The sequence below is a fragment of the Longilinea arvoryzae genome (assembly GCF_001050235.1).
Taxonomy (GTDB): Bacteria; Chloroflexota; Anaerolineae; order Anaerolineales; family Anaerolineaceae; genus Longilinea; species Longilinea arvoryzae.
Genome location: NZ_DF967972.1, coordinates 2,555,901 through 2,572,129 on the forward strand (window position 1 = coordinate 2,555,901; position 16,229 = coordinate 2,572,129).

Genomic DNA, 16,229 nt, shown 5'->3' on the forward strand with positions numbered 1-16,229 from the left:
AGGTCCTGCATTTTACAGAAACAATCCTACACTACTGTTTGCCGGGGATGGGCGATAATTTTTTGTTTTTGGATCCATTTTTGGGCTGAATTATTGGATCTGATACCACCGCAGGCACAGTCATAAATCACCGGCCAATTCGGGGACGGACCCCTCCCAGGATGTAAAGTTGACTCCCCATTCCGGACTCGCTATACTGAAATTCATGGGGGCTTTGGTCCACACGCCTGGCCCAGTCACATGACGCAGATATGGGCTGCGAAGAGCCCGTTGCGAAACCGGCCATGGCCCGGGTTCGGTTTGTTTGAAGTACTCAAGGGAGGGCAAAAAAAAACAGTAACAACTAAATTCTTTACGTTTTTCGAACCGGTGAGAATTCCTCGTTTGATCAGCATGAATGAAGGGGAAATGTACGAAGACTTGTTCAAACGGCCAATCCAATAATTCACTGGAGGATAAACGATGAAGCGCAGTTCGTTGACCATTCTTGCCTTGATTGCGATCCTCAGCATGACCTTTGGAATTGCTGCGGGTCCCATCTTCGGTGGGCTGACCACAACCGCGGATGGTTACTCGACCTGGGACGCCGACATGATCAACGCCGAGGAGCTTGAGCAAACCGGCGCCGGGGTCTATGTCGCCGTACTGGATACCGGCCTGGTGCCGAATTGGAGCGATTATTTTCCCAAAGAACGCATCGCAACGGAATTGGGCACAGGTTTCGACCAATCCGTGACGTTCAAAGCCAAATCTGACAATGGCTGCGAGTACGATGTATCCGTCGGAAAATTACATCAAACCACATGGGTCGGCTCGATCGGGTCGTCCCATGGTACGCACGTTGCCAGCACGATCATCGGCTACTTCTACCGCTCGAATTCGGATGCCGCGGCAGGTTTTGTCTTGCCGCCCATCGTTGTGCGCGGCATTGCGCCGGATGTAACCATCATCCCGGTGAAAGTCCTGGCCGATTACCAGATTCCTGCCCTGCCTAAATGTTCGACCCCGACCCCCGCAACCAACGCCGTCTTTGGTACGGATGAGATGGTGGCGGCGGGTATCAATTATGTCACGGACCTGGCAATCCAGGGATATCGCCCGATGGTGATCAACATGAGTCTGGGCGGCAGTGAGCTGGCTGACATCGAAAAGGCGGCCATCGACCGCGCCGTGGAAAACGGTGTGGTGATTGTGGCAGCGGCCGGCAATGAAGGCGAAGCCGGCATGGGTTACCCGGGTGCTTATGCGCCGGTGATCTCGGCCGGTTCGGTCGGCTGGACCGGCGAATGGCTCAAACCTGGCGACGGTCCGCGCTACCGCATGTGGTGGCTGAAGTATCCCGAACTGCCCATCCTGGCTGGCACCGGCGATGTGAGCGATCCGACTGTGGTCGAAGACGTCTATCTGTCCGACTTCAGTAGCCGCGCCCTGCCCGGCCAGGAGTTGGACGTGCTCGCTCCGGGATCCTGGGTTCGTGGCCCGTTCGCCGGTGATCCGGGCTACAACCATCTGCCCTGGTGGTCGGATGGCATCGCGGATCTGCGCGGCCACAATTCCGGCAACTTCTACTATGTCGGCGGAACCTCCATGGCGACGCCGCACGTCAGCGCTGCGGCCGCCTTGCTGCTGCAGAAGAACCCCACGTTGACCGCTGGGGAAGTAGAAGCGATCCTGAAGTCCACCACCCTGCAAATCCCCGATACCGGCTCCAGGGACATCTGGGATAACACGGTCGCGGCGACGATTACCTGGGACACGGATTGCAATGGCACGACCTGCGATCCGGTTGGGGCTGGCCTGATCCAGCTTGACCAGGCGCTGGCTGCGACTCCGGCTCAATAGTCCTCCCAACCAGGGGTATTCACAGACAGCTCCGGCCAATCCGGAGCTGTTTTTGTCTTTCTCGTTTAATTTAAAGCGGCTATCCGATGTTTTTCCGGATAACCGCTTCGAACTATTGGATATTCCGCTTGCCTCACCGCCTTCGGAATATCCTCATTTGCCTTCCTTCGCCAGGTTGACCGCTTCCCGGTCGATCATCTCTTCCAAAATCTTCGTCGTCAGCGATTTGGGGCGCTCGATGGGCTTGCCCAGGATGCGCGACCAGGTGATGTGGGTGGTCAGGCCGAGGATGCGGCTCAACCCGAACAGGACGGTATAGAAATCGAACTCCTTCACGCCGTAGTGGTACTGCAGCGTGCCGTTGATGGCGTCCACATTGGGATATGGATTCTTGACCTTGCCCTGCTGGATCAACAGGGATGGCAGGATGTCGAACACCAGCATCGCCAGCCTGAAGATCTCATCCTCGGGCATGAAGCGCTGCGCAAATTCGGCCTGGGCGGTAAAGCGCGGGTCGGTGACGCGCAGCACGGCGTGTCCGTAGCCCGGGATGATCTCGTTTTTCCCGAGCGCGCTTTCGAGGTAGACCTGCAGTTCATCGCGCCGGGGCACCCGCCCGAAATGTTCCCGAATCTTGAGCAGCCAGCGCAGGCATTCCTGGTTGGCCAGCCCGTGCAGCGGCCCGGCCAGCCCATTCATCCCGGCCGAGCAGGACAGGTACACATCCGCGAGCGCCGAGCCGACCAGGTGGCTGGCGTGCGCGCTGACATTGGCGCCTTCGTGATCGGAATGCAGCACGAAGAACAGCCGGCACAGATCGGCGTAATCGGGCTCTTCCTTGCCGATCATATGGGCAAAATTGGAGGCCCAATCGCGGTTGGGTTCTGGATTTACATAAATTCCGTCCCGGTATTTTAGATTGTAGATATTCGCAGCCAGCACCGGCAGTTTGGCGGTCAGGTTCAGGCTGTCCTGCAGGAAGGCTTCCCAGTAATCCGCCTTGTTGTGGATGCCGTAATAATATCGCCGGGCAAAGATCGATTCGGTTTGCAACGCCAGGATGGCCTGTGAGAAGAGCGTCATCGGGTGGGTGTAGCGCGGCATGGCCTTGAGAACCTGGAAAACATGGTCGGGCAGGTTGCTGCGCACCTTCCATTCGACTTCGATATCCTCGGCTTCTTCCTGAGTCGGGACTTCACCCGTCATCAGCAGGTAATACAACCCACCCACCAGGGGGTACTGGCCGGTTTCCGGCCGGGGGAGCAATTTGAGCACCTCCGGGATCGAATAGCCGCGAAAACGGATCCCTTCCATGGGATCGACGTAGGAAATGTCCGAGACCTGGATCGGCACGCCTCGAATACCGCCAAAGATTTGTTCCACCGTTACGTCTGCGACCTTGAACGAGCCGTGATCATGCACCAGCCGGGCGGTTCGCTCGCGCCATTCAGGAAGCTTGCTTCGGATTCGATCTTTTACGTTCATGGTGTTTTTTCCCTGCGGGTTGAAACCCTTACGCCTGTATAACCTAACTGTAAAGATATTTCATCCGCTGCCTGTACCAGGCAGTCGGCATATGCCTCGATTTGTTCCGGCGTGCAACGTGAGGTCGGTCCGGAAATGGAGATGGCTCCGATCACGGTATTATCCCGGCCGAAAATCGGCGTCGCCACCCCGGCGGCGTCTGCCAGCCATTCCCCCACGCTGATGGCATAACCCTGGCGGCGGACTTTCTCCAGGTCCTGGCGCAGGATGAGCGGATCGACCATCGTTGCAGAAGTGAATGGGACCAGTTGATCGCTGTTCAGCAGGCTTTCGATTTGGGCTTCAGGCAGAAATGCCAGCATGGCTTTCCCGCCCGAACCGGCATACAACGGCAGGCGTTTGCCAACGCGGGTCACGATGCGCACAGTATGGTGGCTCTCCATGCGTTCGATGCACAACCGGTCCATGCCGTCCAGCAGATACAGGGATACGGTCTCGCCGGTCTTCTGGCGCAGGTCTTCCATGAACGGGAGCGCGATTTCACGCAGGTCGAGCGTGGAAAGATAAACGCCGGCCCAGGCCAGAATTTTCGATCCCATGGAATAGGCCCGGTTGGCGGGATTCTGCTGCAAAATGCCGGCCTCCTTCATTTCAGCCATCAGGCGTCCGGCCGTGCTGGGCGACAGGTTGGCCAGGCGGGCCACTTCGCGGACGCCGAGTTCCGGCTGGACCGTTGAAAAACAATCCAAAACGGCGGTGATATGTTGCAGGGTGCTTGAAGAATCGGACGGCATGGAAATTCACTTGACCTTGTCTTGACTAGTGAGACGGTGTCTCATATAATGGAACAGTTTACTCGAGAAAAATCAAAGTGTCAACAGGAAACGGATATCCATCATGAAAACTAGCTTACCGGTTAACTTATCTCAAGACCAGCTCATCCGGGCTGAAGGGGGGCGGCTGCGCGTCCCCGACCGGCCGGTCATTCCCTTCATCGAAGGCGACGGTTCCGGCCCGGATATCTGGCGCGCGGCGCGGCGCGTTTTCGACGCCGCGGTGGAGAAAGCCTACGGTGGCCGGCGCGAGATCCAGTGGACCGAGGTTCTGGCGGGTGAGAAAGCCTTCCACAAGACCGGGAACTGGCTGCCCGGTGAAACCCTGGAGGCGTTCCGCGCTTGCCGGGTTGGCATCAAGGGCCCGTTGACCACACCGGTCGGCGGCGGCATCCGTTCACTCAATGTCACCCTGCGCAAGGAACTGGATCTATACGTCTGCCAGCGCCCGGTGCGCTGGTTCCCGGGCGTGCCGTCCCCGGTGCGCCGGCCCGAGCTGGTGGACATGGTGATCTTTCGCGAGAACACCGAGGACGTATACAGCGGCCTGGAATTCGAGATGGACAGCCCGGAGAACCAGGCCTTTCTCAACCTGCTGCGCGATCGATTCCCGGCTGTGTATAAGAAGATCCGTTTCCCGGAGAGCACCGCTTTCGGCATCAAACCGATTTCAAAGGAGGGCTCGCAGCGTCTGGCGCGGGCCGCTATTCAGTGGGCGCTCGATCATCACCGGCGCAGCGTGACGCTGGTCCACAAGGGCAACATCATGAAATTCACCGAGGGCGCCTTCCGCCGCTGGGGTTACGAACTGGCTGAAAGTGAATTCGGTGAGCGCGTCTTCACCCGGATGGAGTGGGACCGGATTGCCCGGCTGCACGGCGAAGAAACCGCCAACCAGGCGTGTCAGGAGGCGGCGGAGGCGGGCCGGCTGTGGATAACGGACGTGATCACGGACGCGGCTTTCGAAATTGCGCTCACCCGCCCGACGGAACTGGACGTCATCGCCACCCTGAATTTGAACGGCGATTACCTCTCGGACGCGCTGGCGGCCCAGGTCGGCGGGATCGGCATCGCCCCGGGTGGAAACATCAATTACCAAAGCGGGGCAGCCATCTTCGAGGCCACGCACGGCACCGCGCCGGCCCTGGCGAACAAGGATGTGGCCAATCCCTGTTCGGTGATTTTATCGGGCGAGATGATGTTCCGCCATCTGGGTTGGGATGAGGCCGCCGATCGTTTGATCCTCGGCGTCGAAGGCGCCATTCAGGATCGGACGGTGACAGCCGATTTCTTTGCCATGCTGGAAAACGCCAGCCTGCTGAAAACCTCTGAGTTTGGGGACGCGGTCATCCGCAGAATGGGATAATCGAATGATCGAGAAATGTTTTGATTACCTGCGACGCACCCTGTCCGTCGATGGAAAGACCTACACCTACTATTCGCTCGACGCGCTGGAAAAAGAGGGCTTTCACCACCTGCGCGAGTTGCCGTACTCGATTCGAATCTTACTGGAAGCCTTATTGCGGAAATGCGGCAGCGTGGATGTCACCCTCCAGGACGCGCTGAGCCTGGCTAACTGGCAGCCGCAGGGCCAGCCGGGTTCCATTCTCACCTTTCATCCGGGCCGGGTCCTGCTTCAGGATTTAACCGGTGTGCCCATCCTGGTCGATCTGGCGGCCATGCGCTCGGCCGTGGCTCGCGCTGGCGGCGACCCGGCCAAAGTCAATCCGGTCATCCCGGTCGATCTGGTGATCGATCATTCGATTCAGGTGGATTTCTTTGGTTTGCCGGATGCGGCGGAACGCAACACAGCCATCGAATTCGAGCGCAACGCTGAACGCTATCGTTTTCTGCGGTGGGCGCAAAAAGCCTTCCAAAAATTGCGCGTGGTTCCGCCCGCGACTGGCATCTGCCACCAGGTAAACCTGGAAATGCTGAGCAGCGTCGCGCTCACCCAACCTTCTGGCGGCGACCTATTGGTCTTCCCGGATACGTTGGTGGGCACCGATTCGCACACCACCATGGTGAACGGCCTGGGGGTGTTGGGCTGGGGGGTGGGCGGCATCGAGGCTGCCGCCGCGCTTCTGGGACATGCGCTCGAAATGCCGGTCCCACAGGTGATCGGCGTTCACCTGACCGGCGCATTGGCCGAAGGCGTCACCCCCTTCGATCTGACCCTCACCATTGCCCAGGTGCTGCGCCAGAAGGGCGTCGTGAATCGGATGGTGGAATTCTACGGGCCTGGGCTGGCATCGTTAAGCCTGGCCGACCGCGCCATGATTGCCAATATGTCGCCGGAATACGGCTCGACTGCCGCTTATTTCCCGGTGGATGCGCAGACCCTGGCTTACCTGCGTCTGACCGGCCGTTCGGATCATCAGGTGGCGCTGGTGGAAGCTTATTTCCGCGCCCAGCACCTCTTCCGGCTCGAAGATTCGCCGGATCCGGTCTTCAGCGATCAACTGGAGCTGGATATGGGCTCGATCGAGCCTTCGCTGGCCGGGCCAAAGCGCCCGCAGGATCGCATTGCATTGAAGGGCGTGAAACAGCGCTTCGAAGAGACTCTGGCCGCTCCGCGCGTCGAAAACGGCTACGAGCTCGCGGTGAGTCAACGGGAGGCCTTCGCGGAGGGTCACATCGACGGCAAGACCTGCCGGCTGGAGCACGGTTCGGTGGTCATTGCCGCGATTACATCCTGCACCAACACTTCCGACCCATTTGTGCTGGTGGCGGCCGGCCTGCTGGCCAAGAACGCCGTTGCCCGCGGATTGACGCCGCCGGACCATGTCAAAACCAGTTTTACCCCGGGTTCGCGTGTGGTGACTGAATACCTGAGCCAGGCTGGATTACTCGAACCGCTGGCAGCTCTGGGTTTTGGACTGGCCGGATACGGCTGCGCCACCTGCATCGGCAATTCGGGGCCCTTGCCCGGGGATCTGTCGGAGGTGATCAAGGCCAACGGGTTGGTTACCGCGGCCGTGATTTCAGGCAATCGCAACTTCGAAGGCCGCGTCCACCCTTCCGTGCAGGCGAATTTCCTGGCATCCCCGCCGTTGGTGGTGGCCTACGCCCTGGCTGGCAACGTGAAGAGCGATATCACCCGGGAACCCTTGGGAAAGGACCGCCAGGGGAAACCGGTGTATTTGCGAGAGCTGATGCCTACCGCCCAAGAAATCCAGCGCGTGATCGACCGGTTCGTTCAGCCGGCATTGTTCCGCCAGAACGCGGCTACCAGCTTTCAGGGGAACCAGGCCTGGAAACAGATCGACGCGCCGGAAAGCTTGCTTTATGAATGGGAGGAAGGCTCGACCTACATCCAGGAACCGCCCTTCCTGGAGGGAATGGATAAACCAGGGAGCGAAGTTGCGCCCATTCAACACGCGCGCGTTCTGGCCGTTTTCGGCGATTCCATCACCACGGACCATATCTCACCGGCCGGGGCCATCCCGGTGAATTCACCGGCCGGCAAGTACCTGCTCGAGCATGGCGTGAAACCCGTCGATTTCAATTCTTACGGTGCGCGGCGCGGGAACGATCAGGTGATGGTGCGGGGTACTTTCGCAAATATCCGCCTGAAGAACCGGCTCGTCCCCGGCGTCGAAGGGGGATTTACTCGCCACCTGCCGGACGATCGCGTGATGACCATCTTCGAAGCCGCCGAGGTTTACCGGCAGGAGGGCGTCCCGTTGGTTATCCTGGCAGGCAAGGAATACGGCACCGGCTCCAGCCGCGACTGGGCGGCCAAGGGTCCGCTGCTGTTGGGCGTGCGCGCGGTCGTTGCCGAATCCTTCGAGCGCATCCACCGTTCCAATCTGGTGGGAATGGGAATTCTGCCGCTGCAATTCCAACCCGGTGAAAATGTCGCCAGCCTGGCTCTGAGCGGGGACGAAATCCTGGATATCGACGGCCTGGAGAACGGATTGACCCCGGGAATGGTTCTGGAGGTCCGGGCCGTGGCGCCGGACGGCAGGGAAGTTCGCCTCCGGGTCAAAGCCCTGCTGAACAGCCTGAGTGAGGTGGAATATCTGCGCAGTGGCGGCATTTTGAAGTCCGCAGTTCGCCGTCTCTTGGATTGATTTCAACCCAGTAAACAACCTGTATGAAATGCGCGACTCACCAGGAGTCGCGCATTTTTCGTAGAAACGATGTGCCGCTTTAATAGGACATTAACAATCTAATATATAATAAGTATACTGGTGAAGGTCGTTTCTTTTTAGGTCAACTGTAAGGAGATCAGGATGAGCACCCCGAGTCTGTTGGATGCTGTTCGCATTGTCAAAGAGAACGAAAGGGTTGCTTCAGATAACTATGCTGAAGCCTCCCGCAAAGTGGATCATTCGAGGAGCAAGGTATTGTTCGAACAACTGTCGGAATTTGAGCAGTATCATTTCGAGAAATTATCCGCCCTCGAAGCTTCTTTGGAAAAATCGGGTGGTTTTATCCCTTATGAAGGGAAGGAATTAAAACTCCCGCCAATTTTCGAGATTCGGGCGGCCCAGGAACCGGATCGAAAAACAATCATGCAAATCATTTCTGCGGCATTGGATCTGGAGGAGGAGTCTGAAAAGGCTTATTCCGACCTGGCCAATCGAATTTCGGACAAACACGGACGGGAAATGTTCAAAAGGCTGGCCGAGGAAGAACACAAGCATTTTCAAACGCTCACCGATGTGTATTGGACCCTGACGAACCTGGGGACCTGGCAATATTCGCAGACCTGATCGAATGTCCGAAGATGCCTATGTCTGGACTTCAAAAAGGCCGCCGAAAGGCGGCTTTTTGATCTCGCTATGTTACAATCGGGTGAAAGCAAAATCACTCTCAACCATGGTCCCTATGACGAACACCGAACCCAAAAAATTCAACGCAAAATCCGTTCTGATTCTGATCATCACGATTGTCATTTTATTTGTTATCGCAAAGTATTTCACTACCGAGTTCAATCGGGTAAAGGCTTTTCTGGAACAGGCCGGGCCGTATGCGTTTATCGTCGCCATCATCATCTACGGCGTTCTCGGCGCGTCACCTATTCCGTCCGAACCCCTGACAGCCGTTCTTAGCGGGATATTTTCGCCCTGGAAAGCCATGCTGGTGGCGACGCTGGGCAACTCTCTGGCGGCCATGGTGGAGTACTACCTGGGCGGGCATATTGGTAATATTGCCAACTTCAGCGATAAACGCGCCAAGCTACCCTTCAAATTGGGACAATTTCCGGCCGATTCGCCGATCTTCCTGATCTTTGGCCGGATGATCCCGGCCATCGGCCCAAAGGTCATCAGCCTGACCAGCGGCATCTACAAGGTCCCGTTGTGGCGATACATATGGACGACCTTTGTGACCAATCTGGCCGGCGCGGCGTTGATCGCCTATGGCGCGGCCGGGCTCATCCTGTTATTCAAATAATCCTTCGTCCAAAATCAATGGCCAAACAACACGGCGCCTACGCTTGCCACCGACGCCACGAATATTGCGACCGAGCCGGCGATGGCAAAATAGGTTTGAAACGGCTTGTTGACATGTTCCTTCATCACCCTGGGATTACTGGTCAGGCGGATCAGGAAATAAAACACCAGCGGTAACATGACCGCGTTGATGCTTTGCGTGGTCACGGCCAATTTGAACAGGTTGATGCCCGGGAAGCAAACCACAACCGCGGCAATCAAGAGTTGGCCCAAAAAGATGATGTAGAACGTTTTGCTTTGTTTATAGGATGTATTCAGGCCGCCGGATAAGCCGAAGAATTCCGAGAAAGCATAAGCGGTCGAGAGCGAAATGACGACGATGCCCATGAAACCGGCATTTAAAATTCCGATGGCAAACAATTCTCCGGCCAGGTTGCCGGCGAAAGGTTGAATCGCCATGGCCGCCTGCTCGCCCGATACCAGCTTGATTCCGTTGATGAACAGGGTGGACGCGGTCGCCACGATCATGAAGAATGAGAAGAAATCCGTCAGAAACGCGCCCATATAGGTTTCGAATTGCGAATACTGCAGGTTGCGATCCTCGATTTTCTTATCGAAGGCAAAGCTGCTGACGAAAAACTGTCCCCAGGGTGTGATGGTGGTGCCCAAGACGCCCAGGCCGATGATCATATAATTGCGCAGATATTCCCGGGTGAACGCAACGCCGTGCGGGTAGGCCAGATTGCTTAATGCCATTCCCCAATCCGGTTTTGCTTTAATGGCCGAGATGATGTAGGTCAGGTAGAACAGGCACGAGAATAGCATCACCGATTGGGTCAATTTGTAATTGCCACGGGTGACGAAGAAGAAAATCAAGATGACCATGACGAACAACGCGGGAATGGCCGGGAGATGAAAGATGGATGCGGTTGTTCGTATAGCCGACATATCCCCGATGATACAACCGATATTGGCAATCAAGAGCGCCAGGAAAATCAACAGGGCGGCCTTGACGCCGAATTTCTCACGGATCAAATCGGCCAGGCCGCGTTTGGTCACGACCGTCAGGCGAACGCCCATTTCCTGCGTGATGCCCAGCAGGATTGTGATGATTCCGAGCGTAAAAAGGATGGGATACCCGAGCGTCGACCCGGCGATGGAATAGGTGGCGACGCCCGAAGCATCATTGTCTGCCATGGCGGTGATCGTCGCCGGGCCGAAAACGGACAGAAAGATCAGTACACGTTTTAATGTGCGCATGAGGATTTCTTTTTTGCTCAGGCGCACAGTCTGGTTCGTCAGCATAGGCTTACCCCGTCCGATTTCTAACGATAATACCGCGGCAGGCGTTTCTTCCAGACCGTGGGAATGATCTTATCCAACGCGTCATCCGAAGTAACGATACCCTGAATGACGTTTTGTTCATCGATGACCGGGATCGAAAGCAGGTTGTAACGGGCGATCATCTGCGCCACATGATCCTGATCATCCAGAAGCTGTACACTGGCCACGCGTTTGTGCATGAAATCGCTCACGAGTGCATCCGGCTGGGCGAAGATCAACTCGCTGAGTGAGAAAACGCCGAGCAGCTTTTCTTCCGAATCGATCACGTACACATAAAAGATCGGTTCCATCTCTGTGGCGTTCTCGCGTAAGTATTGAATGGTTTGTCCGGCCGTCAGGTCGGGACCAACCGTGGTGAAGTCGGTCGTCATGATACCGCCGGCCGAATCTTCGGGATAGGCCAGCAGCTTGCGAACGTCTTCGGCTTCTTCGCCTTCCATCATGCCGATCAAGATCTGGCTGCGTTCCTTGGGGAGCTCTGCCAGCAGGTCAGCGGCCTCGTCTGGCGACATTTCCTCCAGCACATCGGCGACCTTCTCATTGGGCATGTTCTCGACCAGACTGACCTGGAAGTCCTCTTCGACTTCCTCCAGGGTGTCCGCGAGCTGCTCGAGGTTCAACGACTCGAGTAGTTCATTGCTTTGCGAGCGGTTCATGTCCGAAAGGATATTGGCAATATCCGCCGGATGCAAATCGGCCAGCTTGCCGCCGGGAACGCGCAGGCGCATGAATTGTTCGCGTGAGAACAACTCGACATCATCCCACGAGATGAAGCTGGTCTTGATGTCCTTGTTGACCAGTTTTAGAAAACCTTGCGCGATACCGCCCAGCCCGATACGGCGCAGGATCCCCATGGCGCTGATGTCGACGTTACTGGCGACGATGGAACCATTGACCTGGACCAGTTCGATATCATTGACTCGCACCACGCGCACGTCGTCCGTATCGATGATTTGTTTGTCCAGCACGTCCTGAACCAGGAAGATATCCTTGTCGCCGGGAGTGTACACGTGGATATCATCCCGTCTGACATTCAACGGGATGCCGTGTGCAAAAAGGACGGTGATGTCCGAATAAGGCACCACCATTTCTTGTTTATTACGGCGAATAACGATCGCCACAACCACCGGGTGGGAGATTTCTGGTCGGGTCGTCGCAACCAGGTCTTGTAGCACGCCGACCTGCGCGCCATCCAGATCGGTGACCGGATTGCCGAGTAATTGACTCAGAAATGCCATCAAACACCTCCTGACGCACTTATACCGCCTGGATCATCGAAATCGACGCTAAGCGGAAAGTGTTAACATTGTTTCTTAACCTTATGACAAGGTTACAACAATGACCCTGTTTGGTTGAACCGGAATCCAACCAGAGAACAATCAGGCAGATGTTTACTACGAGCCGGGATACTTTGGGTGAGAAAAATTACTTTGCCCCGTTCAATGGGACAAAAAAAGGAGGTTCTCACGCGTATCCTTGATTTTTATCGATCTCGATGGATCGTCTAGATCTGGCTCGAGTAAATCAGGGCCCGAATTATCGTCCGCGGACACGCGATCACCTCCTCTCTATTCTTTGGTTTTTCTACAGCATACCCAATTTCGTTTCCGTTTCTCATTCCAGCAGGTCAAGAATATCCGCTGAAATATTAAGAAAAGAACCTTTTACTGGATTTTACGTCTGCATTCTATCTTCTTAGACAGTAGATGTCAATAGATTGGTTCATAGTTTGCAGCTTAGTTAACTGGCTTTTTTGACGTTTGACGTTAAAATTGCTAGACAGATCTACTATCCAGAATTCTGACAACAACCGCTCGATTGGCCGGCCAGAACTCACCCAGATCTGATCCATCCTGCGGAGGTGGCGGCGTGATTTCAATTTACAAGAGCACAGAAAAAGGGCTGGAGTCGATCGAGGAGATCGTCAACGGCTGCTGGATCAATCTGACCGACCCGACCCCGGCAGAAATCGAAAAAGTGACTGCGTTGGGAATTCCGCAGGATTTTATTACCTACCCTTTGGACGTCGATGAACGCGCGCGGACTGAACGCGAGGACGATGGCAAGATTCTGATCGTGATCAAGGTGCCGATGTACGTGGGGCCGACCGTCGACGTACCCTACACGACAATTCCGCTGGGATTCGTCATCACCGATACAGTGTTGGTCACGGTTTGCCGGCATTCGCATGAGATCATCCAGGAATTTGCTTCCGGCCGGGTTCGCGGGCTTTCCACAGCCAAACGAAACCGGTTCATTCTCAAGGTGCTCTTATCGACGGCCAACAAATATCTGGCTTATCTGCGGGATATCAACCGCACCGTCGATGCTTTGGAAGACAAAGCGCAAAAGGCGATGCGAAATAAAGAAGTCTACGAACTTCTTAAATTTCAAAAGAGCCTGGTCTATTTCACCACGGCCCTGAAATCGAACGAACTGGTATTCGAGCGTCTTCACCGCACCCAATTGTTCAGGATGTACCCGGATGACGAAGATTTGTTGGAGGACGTGATCACCGAAAACCAGCAGGCCATCGAAGTGGTCAATATCTCGAACAACATTCTCAGTTCGATGATGGATGCGTTCGCATCGATCATCTCGAATAACCTGAATGTGGTCATGAAATTTCTGGCTTCGATCACGATCGTAATGAGCATTCCGACGATCGTAACCAGTTTTTTTGGCATGAACGTGGACCTGCCTTTCGACGGCTTCCCATTTGCCTGGCTTATTGTGATCGGCATCTCGGTCGGGGTTGGGGCGTTGGTGACCTTCATTTTCATGAAGCGGGATTGGTTCTAGAAGACCTGAAAACCGTCCACCCCGGACACAGTTGGGGTGGGCGCCCAACTTTTGTTCGACGTATACTTAATCTTGTGGATGATTCTTCCTCGTCACGATTTCATGCCGTTGGACGCATTTCGATTGGGCCGGTTAATCAGGGAACGACGACGGATATACCCTTTTCGTCCGGTAACGACCGAAGGAATTCCGTAGGAAGTCTGCATCTCTCTGAAGAATTGCGGCAGCGAAGCGAAGGAGGCATTCGTTCCTCTGCCAAAGAGGAAGTGAATGAGTCAGTCCGGAGGTTGATTCTATGTATGATTTCCCTCACCGGCGTTTCAACCCTTTGACCGGGGATTGGGTACTGGTCTCACCTCAGCGCACCCGGCGGCCCTGGAAGGGACGCATCGAGAAAACCTCCGGCGAATCCCTGCCGGCTTTCGATCCGACCTGTTACCTATGCCCGGGGAATACCCGCGCCGGCGGCGTTCAGAATCCGTCCTATACGGGGGTCTTTGCTTTCGACAACGATTTTTCAGCGCTTGTGCCCAAAACCGGGTCGATCCCCGGCGAAAGCCATCCGCTCTTCCAGGCGCAGGCCGAATTGGGCATTTGCCGGGTGGTGTGTTTCTCACCCCGCCACGATCTGACGATTCCGCAGCTCTCTGTCGAACAGGTCGCGCAGGTGATCGCTGCCTGGAGTGAACAGACCACCGATTTATGCCGGATGCCCGGCATCCGGCACGTCCAGGTCTTCGAGAATAAAGGCGCCATCATGGGGTGTTCCAATCCGCACCCGCACAGCCAGATCTGGGCGCAGGGATCGATCCCCAATGAACCCGCCAAGGAACTGGGCGAGCAGAGGGATTACCTGAGCCGGCACGACCGGCCGTTGTTGCTCGATTATGTCCAGGAGGAGCAGCAGCGCAAGGAACGCATGGTCCTTTCGAACGAACATTTCAGCGCCATCGTTCCGTTCTGGGCAGTCTGGCCGTTCGAGGTGCTGATCACGGCCCACCGCCCGGTGCCCGACCTGCCGTCGCTGACCGGAGAGGAGATCATCTCCCTGGCCGAAATCTACCGCCAATTGGCGATTCGGTACGATAATTTATTTGAGATCTCCTTCCCATATTCGATGGGTTTTCATCAGGCTCCCAATGACGGCCAGCCCCATCCGGAATGGGTGCTGCACGCTCATTTCTATCCGCCGCTGCTGCGCTCAGCCAGCATCCGCAAGTTTATGGTCGGTTATGAGATGCTGGCCATGCCGCAGCGCGATATCACCCCTGAGACTTCGGCTGAAAGGTTGCGATCGCTTCCCGATGTCCACTATCAACAGACCGCTGATTGAACGGATCGAAAAACACTTCAAGGAGCGTTTCGGTAGCGAGCCGGAGCACATCGCCCGCGCGCCCGGGCGGGTCAACCTGTTGGGCGAGCATGTCGACTATAATGACGGTTTCGTCATGCCGGCGGCCATCGAGCGCGCGACCTATGTCGCCTTTTCGCCTTCCCGGGCTGAAGCATCCCAGGTGATTGCGGCGGACTTCGCCGAACAAATCTCGTTCACGCCGGATTCGATCCTGACCAAGACACAAACCAACCGTTCCCCACTTCCCGAATGGGGTCTGTACCCGGCCGGGGTGATGCAGATGCTGCTCAAACACGGGGTCGCCGTCCAGCCCGTTCAGGCAGTTTTCAGTTCAGACGTCCCCCGCGGCGCTGGCTTGAGTTCCTCCGCATCGGTCGAGACGGCTTTCCTGACCACCTGGCAGCGTCTGGCAGGCTGGGCGATGCCCTTGATGGAACGGGCGCGGGTGTGCCAAAAAGCCGAAAACCAGTATGTGGGCGTGAATTGCGGCATCATGGATCAGTTCGCTTCGGTGTGCGGAGTGGAAAATCGGTTGCTGCTGCTGGACTGCCGTTCGCTGGATTGGAATACCGTTCCCATACCGGAGAACGTCGCCATCGTCATCGCGGATACAACCGTGCGGCGCAGGTTGACCAGTGGCGTATACAACCAGCGCCGTTCCGAATGCGAGCAGGCTGTGCAATTGTTAAGTCGTCACTTACCGGGCGTTCGTACGCTAAGAGATGTTGCTCTTCAGGATTTCAATCGCCTGGCAGCTGAATTACCGCCCGTTATCGAGAAGAGAGCGCGCCATGTGGTGGAAGAGATCGAACGCACGAACCAGGCCCGGATCGCGCTCGAATTGGGGGCCATCGAACAGTTTGGTAGGCTGATGAATGCCTGTCACGCCAGCCTGCGCGATCTGTATGAAGTCTCCAGCTTCGAACTGGATACGATGGTCAGCATCGCTCAATCACTGGAGGGCTGCCTGGGCGCGCGCCTGACCGGAGCCGGATTTGGCGGCTGCACGGTCAACCTGGTGGAAAGCGCCAGAATGACCACTTTCGCCGATCAGTTGAAAGCGCGATATCGACAGGCCACGGGGCTCAATCCGGAGATCTATCTGACCCGGGCGTCGGACGGCGCAAATTTGGTGAAATAAAAAAAACGAAAAAATCTACCCTGCAT

12 protein-coding genes are annotated in these 16,229 nt (G+C 56.3%); 8 read left to right on the forward strand and 4 right to left on the reverse strand.

Going from position 1 to position 16,229, the window contains the following annotated elements; translation table 11 throughout:
- The first annotated feature begins 462 nt into the window (after nucleotides 1–462).
- On the forward strand, nucleotides 463–1,842 hold the full coding sequence (locus LARV_RS11325; RefSeq protein WP_075073738.1) for a S8 family peptidase: 1,380 nt from the start codon (nucleotides 463–465) through the stop codon (nucleotides 1,840–1,842).
- Nucleotides 1,843–1,995: 153 nt separating this feature from the next.
- Here LARV_RS11325 and LARV_RS11330 read toward each other — a convergent pair whose 3' ends face one another.
- Both LARV_RS11330 and LARV_RS11335 read right to left on the reverse strand, forming a co-directional pair.
- Nucleotides 1,996–3,327: a citrate (Si)-synthase gene (locus tag LARV_RS11330; protein ID WP_075073739.1), complete on the reverse strand. Its 1,332-nt coding sequence runs from the start codon at nucleotides 3,325–3,327 to the stop codon at nucleotides 1,996–1,998.
- Entirely contained in the window at nucleotides 3,324–4,121 is a 798-nt protein-coding gene (locus LARV_RS11335) for an IclR family transcriptional regulator (RefSeq protein WP_075073740.1), read from the reverse strand. Before LARV_RS11335 ends, LARV_RS11330 begins: the two co-directional genes overlap by 4 nt.
- A gap of 103 nt (nucleotides 4,122–4,224) precedes the next feature.
- Here LARV_RS11335 and icd point away from each other — a divergent pair, with 103 nt between their 5' ends.
- From icd to LARV_RS11355, 4 genes are all read left to right on the forward strand, one after another.
- Entirely contained in the window at nucleotides 4,225–5,526 is a 1,302-nt protein-coding gene (gene icd, locus LARV_RS11340; RefSeq protein WP_075073741.1) for an NADP-dependent isocitrate dehydrogenase, read from the forward strand.
- Nucleotides 5,527–5,530: 4 nt separating this feature from the next.
- The gene (acnA, locus tag LARV_RS11345) at nucleotides 5,531–8,236 is read left to right on the forward strand and encodes an aconitate hydratase AcnA (protein WP_075073742.1); all 2,706 of its coding nucleotides are present in this window, start codon (nucleotides 5,531–5,533) and stop codon (nucleotides 8,234–8,236) included.
- 162 nt (nucleotides 8,237–8,398) lie between these two features.
- Nucleotides 8,399–8,881, forward strand: coding sequence for a ferritin family protein (locus LARV_RS11350; protein ID WP_075073743.1), 483 nt, complete (start codon nucleotides 8,399–8,401; stop codon nucleotides 8,879–8,881).
- A 115-nt stretch (nucleotides 8,882–8,996) separates the two neighbouring features.
- Nucleotides 8,997–9,563, forward strand: a complete 567-nt coding sequence (locus LARV_RS11355) for a TVP38/TMEM64 family protein (protein ID WP_172797849.1) — start codon at nucleotides 8,997–8,999, stop codon at nucleotides 9,561–9,563.
- Nucleotides 9,564–9,577: 14 nt separating this feature from the next.
- Here LARV_RS11355 and LARV_RS11360 read toward each other — a convergent pair whose 3' ends face one another.
- Nucleotides 9,578–10,867 carry an NRAMP family divalent metal transporter gene (locus LARV_RS11360; RefSeq protein WP_083522511.1) on the reverse strand — a complete coding sequence of 430 codons (1,290 nt, stop codon included), beginning with the start codon at nucleotides 10,865–10,867 and terminating at the stop codon, nucleotides 9,578–9,580.
- 20 nt (nucleotides 10,868–10,887) lie between these two features.
- Nucleotides 10,888–12,144 carry a magnesium transporter gene (locus tag LARV_RS11365; RefSeq protein ID WP_075073745.1) on the reverse strand — a complete coding sequence of 419 codons (1,257 nt, stop codon included), beginning with the start codon at nucleotides 12,142–12,144 and terminating at the stop codon, nucleotides 10,888–10,890.
- Between the two features lie 631 nt (nucleotides 12,145–12,775).
- Here LARV_RS11365 and LARV_RS11370 point away from each other — a divergent pair.
- The 3 genes from LARV_RS11370 (at nucleotide 12,776) to galK (ending at nucleotide 16,203) form a co-directional block, all read left to right on the forward strand.
- A complete protein-coding gene (locus LARV_RS11370) occupies nucleotides 12,776–13,708 on the forward strand; it encodes a magnesium transporter CorA family protein (RefSeq protein WP_075073746.1) in 933 nt (310 codons plus the stop codon).
- 295 nt (nucleotides 13,709–14,003) lie between these two features.
- Nucleotides 14,004–15,041 (forward strand): UDP-glucose--hexose-1-phosphate uridylyltransferase, encoded by a 1,038-nt coding sequence (locus tag LARV_RS11375; RefSeq protein ID WP_075073747.1) that lies wholly within the window; start codon nucleotides 14,004–14,006, stop codon nucleotides 15,039–15,041.
- Nucleotides 15,013–16,203 carry a galactokinase gene (gene galK / locus LARV_RS11380; RefSeq protein WP_075073748.1) on the forward strand — a complete coding sequence of 397 codons (1,191 nt, stop codon included), beginning with the start codon at nucleotides 15,013–15,015 and terminating at the stop codon, nucleotides 16,201–16,203. The genes LARV_RS11375 and galK overlap by 29 nt, the downstream gene beginning before the upstream one ends.
- Nucleotides 16,204–16,229: the final 26 nt, after the last annotated feature.

Excerpts from the sequence above, each read along its gene's own strand:
- LARV_RS11325 (WP_075073738.1), top strand. The coding sequence starts at position 463 with ATGAAGCGCAGTTCGTTGACCATTCTTGCCTTGATTGCGATCCTCAGC.
- LARV_RS11330 (WP_075073739.1), bottom strand. The coding sequence starts at position 3,327 with ATGAACGTAAAAGATCGAATCCGAAGCAAGCTTCCTGAATGGCGCGAG.
- LARV_RS11335 (WP_075073740.1), bottom strand. The coding sequence starts at position 4,121 with ATGCCGTCCGATTCTTCAAGCACCCTGCAACATATCACCGCCGTTTTG.
- icd (WP_075073741.1), top strand. The coding sequence starts at position 4,225 with ATGAAAACTAGCTTACCGGTTAACTTATCTCAAGACCAGCTCATCCGG.
- acnA (WP_075073742.1), top strand. The coding sequence starts at position 5,531 with ATGATCGAGAAATGTTTTGATTACCTGCGACGCACCCTGTCCGTCGAT.
- LARV_RS11350 (WP_075073743.1), top strand. The coding sequence starts at position 8,399 with ATGAGCACCCCGAGTCTGTTGGATGCTGTTCGCATTGTCAAAGAGAAC.
- LARV_RS11355 (WP_172797849.1), top strand. The coding sequence starts at position 8,997 with ATGACGAACACCGAACCCAAAAAATTCAACGCAAAATCCGTTCTGATT.
- LARV_RS11360 (WP_083522511.1), bottom strand. The coding sequence starts at position 10,867 with ATGCTGACGAACCAGACTGTGCGCCTGAGCAAAAAAGAAATCCTCATG.
- LARV_RS11365 (WP_075073745.1), bottom strand. The coding sequence starts at position 12,144 with ATGGCATTTCTGAGTCAATTACTCGGCAATCCGGTCACCGATCTGGAT.
- LARV_RS11375 (WP_075073747.1), top strand. The coding sequence starts at position 14,004 with ATGTATGATTTCCCTCACCGGCGTTTCAACCCTTTGACCGGGGATTGG.
- galK (WP_075073748.1), top strand. The coding sequence starts at position 15,013 with ATGTCCACTATCAACAGACCGCTGATTGAACGGATCGAAAAACACTTC.